The sequence below is a fragment of the Synechococcus sp. CBW1006 genome (assembly GCF_015840525.1).
Lineage (GTDB): Bacteria > Cyanobacteriota > Cyanobacteriia > PCC-6307 > Cyanobiaceae > CBW1002.
This window is the reverse complement of sequence record NZ_CP060396.1, coordinates 552,036-566,169: the sequence shown is the minus strand read 5'-3', so window position 1 is coordinate 566,169 and position 14,134 is coordinate 552,036. Positions and strand designations below refer to the sequence as shown.

Below are 14,134 nucleotides of genomic sequence, written 5' to 3'. Positions count from 1 at the left end.
GACGTCTGCGGTGCCGGCCCCCGGGCGGTGATCGCCGCCGCTGCGCCCTGTGGGGGCGCTACGGCGCGATCTCCTGGGGCCTGAGGCTCAGGCCGCTGCTTCTTGCAAGGAAGGCTGCGTGGGCAGCTCCGCCAGTGAGGGGATGGCGGCCATGCTCTCGGCGGAGAACATGCGCCGGCCCTCCAGCTGCCAGTGCTCGTCCTGCTCCAGCAGCACAGCCCCCACCAAGCGGGTGATCGAGGCGTCATTCGGGAAGATGCCAACCACCCGAGTGCGGCGTTTGATCTCCTCATTGAGGCGCTCGAGCAGGTTGGTGCTCCAAGTCTTTTTCCAGTGTTGAGGCGGGAAGTGACGGAAGGCGAGCACGTCTTCCCGGGCGTGCAGCATGAGCTCAGCAGCCTTGGGGAAGCGATCCACCAGTGAGCTGGCCAGATCGTCCCAGCGGGCCTCGATTTCGTCCGTTTTCTCCTGGGCGAACACCGAGCGCAAGGCAGCGGTGACCATGCCTTGGTGGGCCTTGGGCACCCGTTGGAGCAGGTTTCTGGCGAAATGGACCCTGCAGCGCTGCCAGCAGCTGCCCTGCAGCATCCGCCGGATCGCCTTGGTGAGGCCCACGTGCGCGTCGCTGATCACGAGCTTGACCCCAGTGAGGCCGCGCTCCTTGAGCGAGCCAATGAACTCGCTCCAGAAGCTCTCGGTTTCGCTGTCGCCCACCTTGATGCCGAGCAGCTCGCGGCGACCATCGGCATTGACGCCCATGGCCACCACCACAGCCCTGGAGCAGACCTGCATCGCCTTGCCGAGACGCCCGTGGAGATAGGTGGCATCGAGGTACAGGTAGGCGTAGCCGGTGGCCTCAAGGGGGCGGTTCAGGAAGGCCTGCACCTGGATGTCGATGTCAGCGCAGATGCGGCTCACCTGAGATTTGGAGATGCCGCTCTGGACTCCCAGGGCGGCCACCAGGGCGTCGACCTTGCGCGTTGAGATGCCGCCGACATAGGCCTCCATCACCACGCCGTAGAGGGCCTGGTCCACACGGCGGCGCGGCTCCAGGATCGAGGGCAGGTGGCTGCCGGAGCGCAGTTTGGGGATGCGGAGATCGATGTCCCCCACCTGGGTGGCCAGGGTGCGCGGCCGGTAGCCGTTGCGGTAGCCGAGCCGCTCCTCGCTGCGCTCATGGCGCTCTGCGCCGAGCACGGCAGCGACCTCCAGCTCGATCAGCTGCTGCAGGCCGTGGCGCACCAGCTCGGGGATCAGCTCACCGGCGCTGCTGCCATCCAGTAGCGGCGCCAGCTCAATTGCGGCACGATTGGACGTGGGCGTGTGTCACGAGTCAGCAGGTGAAAGCCAAGGCTGATGAAACTGCATCGGGGATGGGAGTGTGGCCTCCCGGGATCGGCCTGCAGGGGCTGGTACCAAACCACCCCGTGCTGCTGCGTTCAAAAGACGTGGTGGTGAGCGACGGGGAAACGGCGGACTGGATCCGTCAGGTGTGCGACGAGAAGGTGAGCGCAAGCGAACCGTTGATGACGCGCCGATATCTATTTCAGACGCTGCCAAAACGGGAGGCGGCCCAAATCTCCTGGATCAGTGTGGACAGAGCCTGTCTATGGACCACACGGCAGCCGGCGTATAGACGGCACGAGCTCATCGCAGGCCCTGATGCGGAACGTGAGAACCTGCCATGGAATGCCAAGGGAACATCCCAAGTGGTCACCACCATGAGGGTCAATACCGATGTCTGTGGCAGGGGCGGAGCAACCCGTAGTAGCGATGATGGGTCTGTAACGGACTCGGAGCCAAGGGGTTGCATCATCCCGTTTGGAGTCTCCCATCAACTGCCTACGGCAGGAGGAATGGGATGACAACAGACAAGCCGCTACCGATTACCAAGGTGATGGTCTGGAAGGCCTATCAACAGGTGAAACGGAACGGACAGGCGGCCGGTGTGGATGGCCAAAGCCTGGACGACTTCAACAAGGATCTGGAGAATAATCTCTACAAACTCTGGAATCGGATGGCATCAGGAAGTTATCTTCCGCCACCAGTTCGGCGTGTGGAGATTCCCAAATCCGGTGGAGGCGTCAGGCCGCTGGGTATCCCGACGGTTGCTGATCGCATCGCACAGATGGTGGTCAAGCAGGTGCTGGAGCCAGAGCTGGAGCTGATCTTTGATCAGGATTCCTACGGCTACAGACCGGGCAAGTCAGCGCATCAGGCAGTAGAGGTCTGCCGTCAGCGCTGCTGGAGGTCCAACTGGGTTCTCGATCTCGACATCAAGGGGTTTTTCGATGCTATCGATCACGACCTGTTGATGCGCGCGATCAAGGCCCATACCTCCGAGCGCTGGGTGGTGCTCTACCTGCAACGATGGCTGCAGGCACCGGTTCTGTTGCCGGATGGCACGCTCCATCCCAGGGACCGGGGCACACCGCAAGGTGGTGTCATCAGTCCACTGCTGGCCAATCTGTTCCTGCACTATGCGTTTGATGTGTGGATGCGCCGGAGCCACCCGGCCATTGCCTTTGAGCGCTATGCAGATGATGTGATCTGTCATTGCCACAGCGAGAAGGAAGCTCGGCGGTTGCTGGAGGCATTGCAGGATCGCTTTGCGTCCTGTGGCCTCCAGCTTCATCCCCAGAAGACCCAGGTGGTCTACTGCAGGGATAGCAACCGCCGGGCACCGTTTGCTGATGTCACGTTCACGTTTCTTGGTTTCGCGTTTCGGCCACGTGTGTCTCGCAATTCTCGCGGAGTCATCTACACAGGCTTTTTGCCGGCAGTGAGTCCGCAGGCTCTCCAGCGTATGCGGGAGAGGATTAGGTCGATAGGGCTTCCATCGCTCGTGTATCTGTCGCTTGAGGAGATCGCTAAAGTGCTGAATCCAGTGATTCGTGGCTGGATTCAGTACTACGGTCGTTTCTATAGGACAGAACTGATCAGGAAGTTGTATCGCTACCTGGATGACAGAATTGCAGCCTGGTTACGGCAGAAGTACAAAAGGCTGCGGGGTCGTCGGCTCCAAAGCTGGCGAGTACTTGCCAGGATCAGGTCTGGACATCGTGATCTGTTCGCGCACTGGCGTCGAGTCAGTGAAGTGGCATGTGGATGATGGGAGCCGTATGACGCGAGAGTGTCACGTACGGTTCTGTGAGCACCTCGGGGGGAAGTTCCCCGGGGTGACTCGACATGGTTCGTCTGGTTGAGGTAGTGCTCAAACCAGGGTCACGGGCCTGCCCACCCCTTGCAACGCTGGCCGCTGAGCGGAACGTCTGAGGTGCGCGCTCAACCCCGGCTACGCCGGGGTTGAGGTCCCCAGGGATTTACACCAACACAGGGGACGCAAGCGTTTTACCCGCTGTTTCTGCTCTGGCTGAGCACGGGGCTACGGAGTGCCGAGCTTCGGGGACTGACGTGGGACTGCATCCGCTGGAGCGACAAGGAGCTCCTGGTCTGTAAGTCGCTGAGACGGGATGGGTATTCCAGCGGGAAGGTGGTTTGGGCGACGACCAAGACGGGCAAGGAGCGCGTTGTGCCCCTGAGTGACGCGGTGATGGAGACCCTGCTGGAGCACCAGTGCCAGATGCAGGAGAAGGGGCTGTATCAGAGAGAGGGGCTGGTCTTCCTCTCCCCTGACACCTACACGAATGTGTATGACCACCTGTTGGGTCGTGTGTGGCATCGGTCTCTGCAGCGGTGCGGACTGAAACCAAGACGGCTGTATGCCCAACGCCACTCATTCCTCAGTCATGCGTTGGCGATGGGGAATTCACCCGCAGACCTTGCTCAGATTGCTGGTCACTCCACTGAGATGCTGCTGAAGACCTATGCGAAGCCAACAGGCCGCGTGAAGTTGCCGATTTTGAGGTGGTCTGGCTTTTCTGGACAGGCCCCATCGTTAACCTCTGAGGCGGGGTACCGCCCCTGAAAGGGGCTCCCACCGATGAGCAAGCGCCGCACCCACAGCCCCGAGTTCAAGGCCAGGGTCGCCATGGAGGCGATCAGTGGCCGCAAGACGATCCAGGAGATCGCCGCCGACCACGCCATCCACCCGATCCAGGTGAGCCAGTGGAAGCGGCAGCTCCTGGACGGTGCCAGCGAGCTCTTCACCCGAGGCAAGAAGACCAAGGACAAGGAGGAGGGGCAGGCCAAGGAGGCGGAGCTGTTCCAGCAGATCGGACGGCTGCAGATGGAGCTGGAGTGGCTCAAAAAAAAGTCTCAACTGCTCTGATGCCCGTGAACTGCGCAAGCTGGTCGATCACGACCACCCCGAGCTCAGCATCAGCAGGCAGTGTGCGCTGCTGGGGCTGCCTCGATCCACGCTGTACTACCGGCCGACACCGGTCCGTGTATCGACGCTGCGGATCATGGCCAGGATCGATGCTCTCTACCTGGAGGATCCCTGCAGCGGCAGCCGCCGGATGGTGGACTATCTGGCCCAAGATGGTATCCCGATCAGCCGAGATCGAGTGCGAAACCTCATGCGGCGCATGGGATTACGGGCGATCTACCAGAAGCCCCGGACGACGGTTCCAGGTGATCCGTCCGTGCGGTTCCCCTGCCTGGTGGACCTCACGCAGGTCACGTCGGTGGATCAGGTCTGGGCGACCGACATCACCTACATCCCTCTGCAGAAAGGGTTCCTCTATCTGGTGGCGATCATGGATCTCCATTCCAGGCATGTGCTCAGCTGGAGGCTCTCCAACAGCCTTGACACGAAGTTCTGTCTGGAGGCCCTGGAGATGGCCTTGGGAGGCGGCCGTAGGCCAGAGATCTTCCACTCCGATCAAGGCTGTCAGTTCACGTCCGCTGACTTTGTGGCCAGACTCAAAGGGGAGCGGATCCAGATCAGCTGGTCCGGCAGAAAGCGGTGCTACGACAACATCCTTGTTGAACGGCTGTGGAGGACTGTCAAGTACGAGGAGGTCTACCTACGGGCATACAGCGATGGCTGGGACGCTGAAATCAGCCTGGCCCGCTTCCTGTGGCGGTATTGCCATGTAAGACCTCACAGTTCCCTTGGAGGCAAAACTCCCCACGCGGTCTACACTGAGGCCGAACCATGTTCCACCCGTCCTGGGTTAACGATGTCAGGGGCCGGAACTGTCCAATAAAAGGCACCCACCTCATTTGGCCTGAAATGGAAAAGTGAAAAAGAATGCTTATTTCATAGGCTACAAAAGTGGGTGCGTGGGTGAGAAATGTGATTTAAAAGCAGCTTGTGCTTGTTGTCGTCGTCTTGGACTGTGAAAAATCAGAAACTCGTATAAATAGAAATTGTTATTTGCAGGGTTTACAGGGAAGACATAAGAGCGCCTGGCGTTGCCATTGAGAAATCTCAGCCAGCCAGTGATTGGGAATCCAGTTGGCGGTGCGTTGGAAGAAGTGATGAGGTGAGACCTGAGGTTTTTCGCCTGTATCCCTTGATGTCCTCAGATGACTCAAAAATTTCCAAAGAAAATCAATATGAAAAATCAAAAACTGATACAAGCCAACGAGCAGATACTCCATCGGCAACTCCAACGAGGATTCAACCCCCGTATCCGTTCAGGGGGCGTGACAGCTCGCGGCGAACATCGGCCCTGCTGAACCCTTGACGACAGCTTGATTTCCGGTTGCATCTCAGGTAGAGACCCGCCTGTGATGACCGCACATCCGGCTGGAATTCCAGAAGCCGACTGGCTGGAAACTCCCGCCAGCGTCAGAGCGCTGATCAACGCCCAGCAGCAGGAGATCGAGCTGTTGCGCGGCCAACTCACCTCCTTGGCCACCGAGTTGGCAAACCTGCGTGAGCGGATCGGACGCAGCTCTCGCAACTCATCCAAACCTCCCTCCAGTGATGGTCTGGGTTTTAAGCCGCCAGAACGGCGCAAGGGCAGTGGCCGCAAGCGGGGCGGCCAGCAGGGCCATCCCGGATCCGGACCAGAGCTGCTGTCGATCGAGCGGGTGGATCAGGTGGTGGATCACCACCCTGATGCCTGCCGCCGCTGTGGCACCTTGCTCCAGGGAGAGGATCTCGATCCCCTGCGCCATCAGGTGATCGAGATCCCGCCGATTACCCCGCTGGTGATCGAGCACCGGCTGCATCGCCTGGTCTGCCCCTGCTGTTCCACCAGCACCTGCGCCTCGTTGCCGGCGGATGTGGAGGCCAGTCACTACGGCCCAAGGCTCAGTGCACTGGTGGGCCTGCTGGGCAGTGCCTTTCCGTTGAGTTTCAGCAAGACCCAGGCCCTGCTCCAGCAGCTGGTAGGAGTGGAGATGAGCCGCGGCGCGATTGCACGGGTCCGCCAGCGCTTGAGTGCAGCACTGGAGCAGCCCATGCAGGAGGCCCTTGCTTTTGCCCGCGTGCAGCCGGTGGCCTACGTAGATGAAACTGGCGCCCCCACCGGCAATGCCGACGGCAACAATCCCACTGGAAAGCGGGGCTGGCAGTGGGTCATGGTCACCGCCGTGGTGACGGTATTTGTGCAAGGGCTGAGTCGATCGACGACCGCTGCCATCGAGCTGCTGGGGAACGCCTTTGGCGGGATTGTGGTGAGCGATCGCTTCTCGGCCTACAACCACCTGCCCACCAAGCAGCGCCAGCTGTGCTGGGCGCACCTGATCCGCGACCTGACGGCCATCGCCGAACGCCCGGGCGCCAGCGCTGAATTCGGAGCCCAGCTGCTGGGCCTGCAGCAGCAGCTGTTTGGCCACTGGCACCGCTACAAGGAGGGAAAGATTGACTGGCCCGCCTTGCAGCAAAGCTGCCGGCCGATCCGCCAGACCTTTGAGACCACGCTGCAGCGGGTAGTAGAGCTCGGCTACCAGCGCGGCGAGCGAACGCCTTGGGCCAGCACAGTGCGCACGTGCCAGCAGCTCCAGAAGGTGACAGGTGGGTTGTGGACCTTCCTGGAGAACGAGGGAATAGAGCCCACCAACAACGCCGCAGAACGTGCCCTGCGCCAATCGGTGATTCAGCGCAAGATCAGTCAAGGAGTCCAATCCCGCCAAGGTGCGATCTGCCGGAGCCGCCTGCTCACGGTCACCACTACCCTCAGGCAACAGGGGCGGGATGTCTGGGAGTTCCTGGAGCAGGCCTGGATCGCCCATCACCGCGATGGGGTGATGCCGTCACTGCTGAGCGATCCCTGAAGGCAGAAGAAAGGACAAGGAAGAGTCTCTGATCGCTCAGCGGTGAGCGATCAGGCTTGCATTCGTGCGGTGGGGCGTCCCGACCCCTGAACGCATACCAACCCCCAATGGTATGTGGTCTATCACCTGAATGATGGATTCAACAGCCGCCACCAGCAGCAACGCAGAATCAACCCAGATGAGGTGAGTAAGGATATTGCCTTCCACAAGCACACGCTCTACCAGTGGGTCTACGGCAACCGTCGCTGGGCGAAGATTTCCGATAGGGCACGGTCACTGTGGAGCATTGAATACGGGAGAAACAGGGAGCGACCCCATATAAATATGTTGATAGAGGCATTGCCGTCTCCATTTGATTGGCATGAGCGGCTTGATGACTTCTTTAATCTGACTCTTCCGCTTAGAGCAAAAAGCGTCCTGTTTGATTCCGCCCATATCCAGCCTGTCACTCCCAGCACTGAGATGATGCTGCTGCGATATCTCTGTAAGGAGACCAGGCAGAGCAATGCCTCTATTGACTACTATTCAACCGATTGGATTCTATGAAGAGAAATCAGTTAACCGTCACCTATCCAACAGCTGATTCCCAGCAGCTCCACCAGGCACTGCTCCACCTGAAGAGAAGCCGTTGCCTGAATATCTCAGCATTTTGTAGAGAAGCGATTGCCGAGAAACTGGCGCGACTGGAGGCAGTCTAATGAAGACCATCATCATTCGCCTACCTGATGTGGAAGCGGCGATGCTGGTTGAGGTGCAGAAAAAGAGGCGAAATCTTAGAAGCTTAGAGAATATATTAACCGAGCTTATTAGGCGTGAATATTCAAGATTGAACTAGCCGCCTACGAGTTTGTCCTTGTTGACTCATTGCAAATTAGTGCTATGCTGAATTTTTAAGCTAGAGGCGCTCACCTCAGTGGAAGCATTAAAGCGTGTGTATAAAGGTATTCGTTCCAAGTCTCGGGCACTTCTCGCTGCTCGTCTTAGGTCAAGGGTATTGGCTCACAAGCGATTTCTGAGTGAGGCGGCATTCAGGTATTCTGCGTATCAGAACGTCGCCTTCGTCTTCCAGGTTTTTAATAAGGCGAAGAACTGTGATAAAATCCTCGCTACTTTCCTTGAGAAAGGGTGCAGCAATGTGATTGTTTTTGCTGATGGATGTATTGACGGCTCTGCACTTGCATGGCACAGAAGGCTAGCTGGGAAAAATCATCTCGTTATCTCAGCAAACGATTTGCATGAGATACAAAACTATAGACTTTCCATAGAGATTGCCAGCCACTGGGGCTGTTCCCACGTGGTTCTACTTCAGGATGATGATGTTTATGATGAGAGGCTATTTGATTGGTTGGATTCAGCTCTAGGAGCATCGTCTCAGTATGGTGCGGCTATTGTTGGCGGCAATGGAGGCTCAGACCTTGACCCTTCTTTCTCCTATCAGCGTGCAGATTCTGGGCTGCTGAGTGCAGAGTTTGTCGTGGGTTCTTCAGGTCAATCCAACTCTTTCTATTCATTGGGTTGTTATAAGCGCATGCTTCTTCCGTCTGGATTCGTTGCTGCCAACGGTATGATGCCTCATAGATTCGTTGCCAACGTCAATCGGGCGCCCCAGTTAATTAGCGTAGAGTCAGCAAGGCAGCTATCTTTTTTCCCAAAGGAGCTTGAGCCTTATCAATATGACGATTATTACAATTGCTTTAAATCTTGGCTAAATGGTCGCCCTGTTGTTCTGATGCCATTTGGAAAAGTTGCTACCGATGTCGGGATTGGCGGCATGCGTCTTTATAATGATGTGAATATAAGGAGCCGCCCTCTGCACTTTGTTGAAAACTGGAATTTCGTGCTGGATCATTTCTCTGGCTCATTCGCTAAAATTGATGATCTTGTATCGGGCTCTAATCGCAGGTGGTTGACTTAGCCTAATCTGGCTGGTCTCAGTAGGGTGAATTCTAATGTTTTGGCATTTGAGATCTCAAAGATCCATCCCATCCCTCAAGCCACTCCCATAGCCACCACGACCACCCAAGACCTCCCAGGGCTGACCCAGGCTTTCTTCGCCCGCCCCGCAGAAGAAGTGGCGCCCGACCTCATCGGCTGCCTGCTGGTGAAACGCCAGGCGGGTAGAGACCTGCTCAGCGGCGTGATTGTAGAAACGGAGGCGTATTGCCAATCCGAGCCCGCCTGTCACGGGCATCGGCGCCGCAGCCCCAGCAACGAAACCCTGTTTGGTGCGCCAGGGCAGTTTTATGTGTATGTGAGTTATGGCATTCACCACTGCGTCAACGTGGTGACCGGCCGCAGAGACTGGGCCAACGGCGTGCTGCTGCGGGCGGTGGCGCTGCCCGGCGAACCGGAGCGGGTGGCGGCAGGCCCCGCTCTGCTGGCCCGCCGTTTCGGCCTGGATCGCAGCCTGGATGGCCGCTCCGTGGCGCCTGAGTCGGGGGTGTGGCTGGCGCCGGTTCCCTCGCGGCTGCAGGACTGGCTCGATCAGTGCCGCAGCCGTGGGGAAGACCCGTTGTGCCAGTGCCCCCGCATCGGCATCTCTTCCGCCCAGGAGCTGCCCTGGCGCTGGTATCTGCGCGGCAGTCGCAGTGTCAGCCGCCGCGTGCGCGGTGATCGGAAGCCGCCGCTGGCGTTTGCCCTGGATCCGGCCGTCCTGCTGGATGTCTGAGCCCTGCTGCTCGGCAGAGCCCTACCTTGTGGGGTGTTCTGCGCGACCGCGGCCCCTTGAGCGGCTGGAACCACCGCCATGTGATCGACCTGGCGGCGTTCTCGCTGCAGGATTTCGCCACCGTGCTGGAGCTGGCTCAGCGCTTTCGTTCCCTGCCTGATGCCGGCGCTCGCAAGCTGCCGGCGCTGCAGGGCCGGTTGATGACCACCCTCTTCTTCGAACCGAGCACCCGCACGCGCAGCAGCTTCGAGCTGGCCGCCAAGCGCCTCTCCGCTGACGTTCAGAGTTTCTCCCCGTCCTCCAGCTCGCTCAGCAAGGGCGAGAGCCTGCTTGATACCGCCCGCACCTATGTGGCGATGGGATCGACGGTGCTGGTGGTACGCCATCGCTGCGCCGGCGTGCCTGCCTGCCTGGCGCGCGATCTCGATCAGTCCGGCGAAAGGGTGGCGGTGCTCAATGCCGGCGATGGGCTGCACAGCCATCCCAGCCAGGGTCTGCTGGATCTGTTCACACTTGCCCGCCACTTTGATCCGCTGGCCCCATCGCCCGAAGGCCTGCGGGGCAGGCGGGTCGCGATCGTGGGAGATGTGATGCACTCGCGTGTCGCGCGCTCCAATCTCTGGGCCCTCACCGCCTGTGGCGCGGATGTGGTGCTTTGTGGTCCGCCCACTCTGGTACCCGAGGCCTTCGCCGACTTCGTGGCGGCTCCGCCCCCTGGCCAGCATGAGGATCCTGTGCCCCGACGTGGCTCGATCCAGGTGGTGCGCTCCCTTGAGGAGGCGTTGCCTGGGGCCGATGCGGTGATGACCCTGCGTCTGCAGAAAGAGCGGATGCAGCAGCAACTGCTCTCCAGCCTCGACACGTACCACCGCCTCTATGGCCTCAGCCGCGATCGCCTGGCCCTGTGTGGCCAGCCGGTTCCCCTGCTCCATCCCGGCCCGGTCAACCGTGGCGTGGAAATGGCCGGCGATCTGCTCGACGATCCTGGGGCCAACCTGGTGGAGGAGCAGGTCCGCAATGGCATCCCGGTGCGGATGGCCCTGCTCTATCTTCTGGCCGCCGGGGATGGGGCCGGAGCTCAGAACAGCTTGAAGCCGTCCAGCAGCAGGCCGTAAAGCAGGCCGATCCGGCCCATGTCCAGCAGTTCCAGCCCCAGATGATCACCACGCTGCCGCAGCAACCAGCGGCGGGCCCTGATGGCGAATTCCATCGCGATCACGCAGAACAGGGCCGCCAGGTGGTCAATGATGGAGAGGGCACCGCAGATGGTGCCGACGCCACCGCCGATCACGAAGCCGAGCAGCAGGACGATCAGCAGCAGGGCCAGCCGTCGCCAGGGATTACTGGCCCAGCCGGTCAGGGCCGCGCCTGCGTCGACCACCCGGCTCTGCAGGCGTGTCGGTCGTGGTCGCAACGATCCTGCTTCGGGGGTCTGCTCGATTCGCTGGGCGGGGCTTGAGTGGCGAGCCGGGAAGGGAGTTCGCATCGGGCGACCGTTACCAGGTCCAGTGAGCCGGAGCCCAGTGAACCGCACGGCAGAGCGGCAGGATAGCCGTCACATTGGGTGGGCCTCAGCCTGAGACCTGCCCTGCGTGCTGACGGGCTGGTCGCTGGAAGCCGGGATCAGCCCTCGCTGTCTTTCTTGCGGGAGCCCTTGCCTTCCAGCAATTCGAGCAGGGCCTCCATCTGGGCCATGACACCCCTCACCTCACCAGCTTCAGGAAGCAGTCCGTCTTCCATCACACCTTGGTGCATCTCGCGCAGTTCCTGGCGGATGTAGCGCAGATGACTGACCACCTGCTCACGCTTGGACTGCGACATCGCAACGGTAGGGAACGGATCAGACCTCTCTTTTACCCCATCGCCCTTCCCACCACGGCTGGGCGTGAGGGAGCCGGGATCGGATCAGCGCGGGCCAGGTCCGCTCACTTCTGGCCGAACTGTGCCTTGGCCTGCTCGTAGAAGGCAACCTCGATCCGCTCCAGGCCCGCATCGGCGGCGAGCCGTTCGATGCGCCGGCGCACCGCTGGCCGAACGAAGAAGGGGACCTCCTTCAACTCAACTTCAGCATCTGAACTCCATTCCAGAGCAGCCATGGCCTTGTGCGAGGTGTGAAGAGGAGTGCTTTGAGATCAGAGTAATCGAACCGATCAGAGACGTCGCGAAAGGATGGGACTCAATTCGGAACTCTGATGCGGTCGACTTCTCTCTGATCAATGATTAAGAGTTCAAATGCCTTTGCTCCGAAGGCGGCCGGAGCCGTTAAGATAAAATGACTTCAAAAATGGCTCATGGCTGCTTCCCCGATCCAAAATCAGCAAATTCTCGGCCCTGATGGTAGATGGGATTTTTCCAACCTGGCTGATACCGTATCCCTTGAGAACTTCCCTGATTCTCTTGGTCAGCCCACCAGAATGAATGGTGGAGACGATCAGGTTACCGGCTCGAGCATTCCCATCCCTGGCTGGTTTAACGATGTAAACGGAAACCTCGGCAACGATTTTTTGGTTGGCGGCACCGGGCGAGACAAATACCTTGGCGGCAATGAAAATGATTTCCTTGCCGGCGACGCAGGGGCGGATTGGCTCAACGGGAATGTTGGTAACGACAATGTCAGTGGCGGGGCTGGTAATGATATTGTTCGAGGTGGTGCAGGTAACGATTTTGTTTTCGGTGAAGCAGGAGACGATATTGTCACCGGTGATCTAGTGTGCCGTCCTGGAAATAACAGCTAAAATCAGGGGTGTCACCCGAGGTGCCCTGTGGCGCTTGGTCGTCCGATGCCTCCGCTGGTCCTCAGCGAGGACGAAGCTCAGCAGTTGCGGGCCCTTGCGAATTCCCGGTCGCTGCCGCATTCGATCGTGCAGCGAGCCCAGATCGTCCTGGCCTGCGGAGCAGGCGAAACCAATACGGCGATCGCCAAACGAATGGGACTGACGGGGATGACCGTTGGCAAATGGCGCAAGCGGTACCGGGACCTTGGACTGGAAGGGCTCCATGACGAGCTGCGGCCCGGCCGGCCCCGCACCTATGAAGACGACAAGGTGGCTGAGGTGATCAACCGGGCTCTGCAGACCAAGCCCGCCGATGGCAGCACCCACTGGAGCGCACGGACCTTGGCTGCAGCGACTGGGATCTCCAAGACCACGGTTCACCGCTGGCTGCAGACCTTCTCGGTCCAGCCCCACCGGCAGAAGCACTTCAAGCTCTCGACCGATCCGTTCTTTGTCGAGAAAGTCCGCGACATCATCGGCCTGTACCTGAATCCGCCCGACAAGGCGATGGTGCTCTGCGTCGACGAGAAGACCCAGATCCAGGCCCTGGACCGCACCCAGCCGCTGCTGCCCATGGGCCTGGGCTACGTGGAGGGGGTGACCCATGACTACATCCGCCACGGCACCACCACCCTGTTCGCGGCCCTGGATGTGGCGACTGGTGAGGTGATCACCCAGTGCAGGCCCCGGCACCGGCACCAGGAGTTCCTGGGGTTCCTCCGGCAGATCGAGAAGTCGGTTCCCGAGAATCTGGACGTGCACCTGATCGTGGACAACTACTGCACGCACGAGCACGCCAAAGTCCGGGCCTGGCTGGCGCAGAGGCCCCGCTTCCACGTGCACTACACCCCCACCTACGCCTCCTGGCTCAATCAGGTAGAGCGCTGGTTCGGGACCATCACCCAGCGGGCGATCCGGCGGGGCAGCTTCTCCAGCGTCAAGGAACTGATCGCCAAAATCGAGCAGTTCGTGGCCGCCTACAACAAGACCAAGGCCCCGTTCAAATGGACGGCAACAGCCGACTCAATCCTGGAGAAGCTCCAGCGACTTTGCTCGCAAATCTCCGGGACGGCACACTAGGAAACCTAATGCCGCTCTGACCCAGCGAGGCCGGCTCCGGCTTGTGAACCAGCACTTGGAGCATGGCCGCAGACTCTCGGAGCTGGCGGACGAAAACGGGATCAGCCTGCACTGTGCCTACCTCTGGCTGACCCAGTATCGCTTCGGTGGCCCAGCCTCACTGTCGATTCATCGCAGCATGAGCCACACCCAGCGGCGGGCGCTCAATCCGCTGGGGTCACGTCAGTTTGGAGGAATTACGGGAGCTACGAACGATCCCTTCCCGCAGCCGGGCCAGTGAAGTGGCCATGTCGATGATCTGGAGCTGCAGCTGCAGCTCCTCATTGCGTTGGCTGAGTTCCTGAATCTGCTGCTGCTGAGCAAGGATCAGGCCGCGTCCCTTGGCGTGGTGTAAATCCCGAGGCCCGATTGCCCTGGACTGAGGGAGAACAGGGGTGAATGACGGGCTGTCATTCTCGAGGCGCATGTGCACCTCGTT

General features: G+C 59.9%; 17 protein-coding genes. 12 read left to right on the top strand and 5 right to left on the bottom strand.

Features of this window, described 5'->3' with window-relative positions:
- Positions 1-87: 87 nt before the first annotated feature.
- Positions 88-1,299: an IS256 family transposase gene (locus tag H8F26_RS02670; RefSeq protein WP_197158927.1), complete on the bottom strand. Its 1,212-nt coding sequence runs from the start codon at positions 1,297-1,299 to the stop codon at positions 88-90.
- Positions 1,300-1,861: 562 nt separating this feature from the next.
- Here H8F26_RS02670 and ltrA point away from each other — a divergent pair.
- The 9 genes from ltrA to H8F26_RS02630 all read left to right on the top strand — a co-directional run bounded on the left by ltrA (position 1,862) and on the right by H8F26_RS02630 (position 10,917).
- Positions 1,862-3,112, top strand: coding sequence for a group II intron reverse transcriptase/maturase (ltrA, locus tag H8F26_RS02665; protein ID WP_231597922.1), 1,251 nt, complete (start codon positions 1,862-1,864; stop codon positions 3,110-3,112).
- A gap of 246 nt (positions 3,113-3,358) precedes the next feature.
- On the top strand, positions 3,359-3,928 hold the full coding sequence (locus H8F26_RS02660) for a site-specific integrase (RefSeq protein WP_370594726.1): 570 nt from the start codon (positions 3,359-3,361) through the stop codon (positions 3,926-3,928).
- A gap of 15 nt (positions 3,929-3,943) precedes the next feature.
- Positions 3,944-4,231 (top strand): transposase, encoded by a 288-nt coding sequence (locus H8F26_RS19160; RefSeq protein ID WP_231597691.1) that lies wholly within the window; start codon positions 3,944-3,946, stop codon positions 4,229-4,231.
- Between the two features lie 10 nt (positions 4,232-4,241).
- Complete coding sequence (locus H8F26_RS02655; RefSeq protein WP_231598222.1) at positions 4,242-5,114, top strand: IS3 family transposase; 873 nt, start codon at positions 4,242-4,244, stop codon at positions 5,112-5,114.
- A 529-nt stretch (positions 5,115-5,643) separates the two neighbouring features.
- Positions 5,644-7,134, top strand: coding sequence for an IS66 family transposase (locus H8F26_RS02650; RefSeq protein ID WP_197153750.1), 1,491 nt, complete (start codon positions 5,644-5,646; stop codon positions 7,132-7,134).
- A gap of 114 nt (positions 7,135-7,248) precedes the next feature.
- Positions 7,249-7,680 (top strand): hypothetical protein, encoded by a 432-nt coding sequence (locus tag H8F26_RS02645; protein WP_197157271.1) that lies wholly within the window; start codon positions 7,249-7,251, stop codon positions 7,678-7,680.
- A gap of 448 nt (positions 7,681-8,128) precedes the next feature.
- The gene (locus tag H8F26_RS02640) at positions 8,129-9,049 is read left to right on the top strand and encodes a hypothetical protein (RefSeq protein WP_197157269.1); all 921 of its coding nucleotides are present in this window, start codon (positions 8,129-8,131) and stop codon (positions 9,047-9,049) included.
- An 87-nt stretch (positions 9,050-9,136) separates the two neighbouring features.
- Positions 9,137-9,802, top strand: coding sequence for a DNA-3-methyladenine glycosylase (locus tag H8F26_RS02635; RefSeq protein WP_197158926.1), 666 nt, complete (start codon positions 9,137-9,139; stop codon positions 9,800-9,802).
- 56 nt (positions 9,803-9,858) lie between these two features.
- Positions 9,859-10,917, top strand: coding sequence for an aspartate carbamoyltransferase catalytic subunit (locus H8F26_RS02630; RefSeq protein WP_197158925.1), 1,059 nt, complete (start codon positions 9,859-9,861; stop codon positions 10,915-10,917).
- On the opposite strand, the gene H8F26_RS02625 is transcribed toward H8F26_RS02630, so the two are convergent.
- From H8F26_RS02625 to H8F26_RS02615, 3 genes are all read right to left on the bottom strand, one after another.
- Positions 10,881-11,288, bottom strand: coding sequence for a DUF565 domain-containing protein (locus H8F26_RS02625; protein WP_197157267.1), 408 nt, complete (start codon positions 11,286-11,288; stop codon positions 10,881-10,883). The two genes, H8F26_RS02630 and H8F26_RS02625, sit on opposite strands and share 37 nt — an antisense overlap.
- 137 nt (positions 11,289-11,425) lie before the next feature.
- The gene (locus H8F26_RS02620; protein WP_197157265.1) at positions 11,426-11,623 is read right to left on the bottom strand and encodes a hypothetical protein; all 198 of its coding nucleotides are present in this window, start codon (positions 11,621-11,623) and stop codon (positions 11,426-11,428) included.
- A 104-nt stretch (positions 11,624-11,727) separates the two neighbouring features.
- Entirely contained in the window at positions 11,728-11,889 is a 162-nt protein-coding gene (locus H8F26_RS02615; RefSeq protein ID WP_197158924.1) for a PCP reductase family protein, read from the bottom strand.
- A 204-nt stretch (positions 11,890-12,093) separates the two neighbouring features.
- On the opposite strand from H8F26_RS02615, the gene H8F26_RS02610 reads away from it, so the two are divergent.
- The 3 genes from H8F26_RS02610 to H8F26_RS02600 are packed head-to-tail and all read left to right on the top strand — an operon-like array spanning position 12,094 to position 13,936.
- Complete coding sequence (locus tag H8F26_RS02610) at positions 12,094-12,537, top strand: calcium-binding protein (RefSeq protein WP_197157263.1); 444 nt, start codon at positions 12,094-12,096, stop codon at positions 12,535-12,537.
- A gap of 45 nt (positions 12,538-12,582) precedes the next feature.
- Positions 12,583-13,656, top strand: a complete 1,074-nt coding sequence (locus H8F26_RS02605; RefSeq protein WP_197157261.1) for an IS630 family transposase — start codon at positions 12,583-12,585, stop codon at positions 13,654-13,656.
- 43 nt (positions 13,657-13,699) lie between these two features.
- Positions 13,700-13,936: a hypothetical protein gene (locus tag H8F26_RS02600; protein ID WP_197157237.1), complete on the top strand. Its 237-nt coding sequence runs from the start codon at positions 13,700-13,702 to the stop codon at positions 13,934-13,936.
- Here H8F26_RS02600 and H8F26_RS02595 read toward each other — a convergent pair.
- Entirely contained in the window at positions 13,874-14,122 is a 249-nt protein-coding gene (locus H8F26_RS02595) for a hypothetical protein (RefSeq protein WP_197159379.1), read from the bottom strand. The genes H8F26_RS02600 and H8F26_RS02595 overlap by 63 nt on opposite strands.
- Between the last annotated feature and the right edge of the window lie 12 nt (positions 14,123-14,134).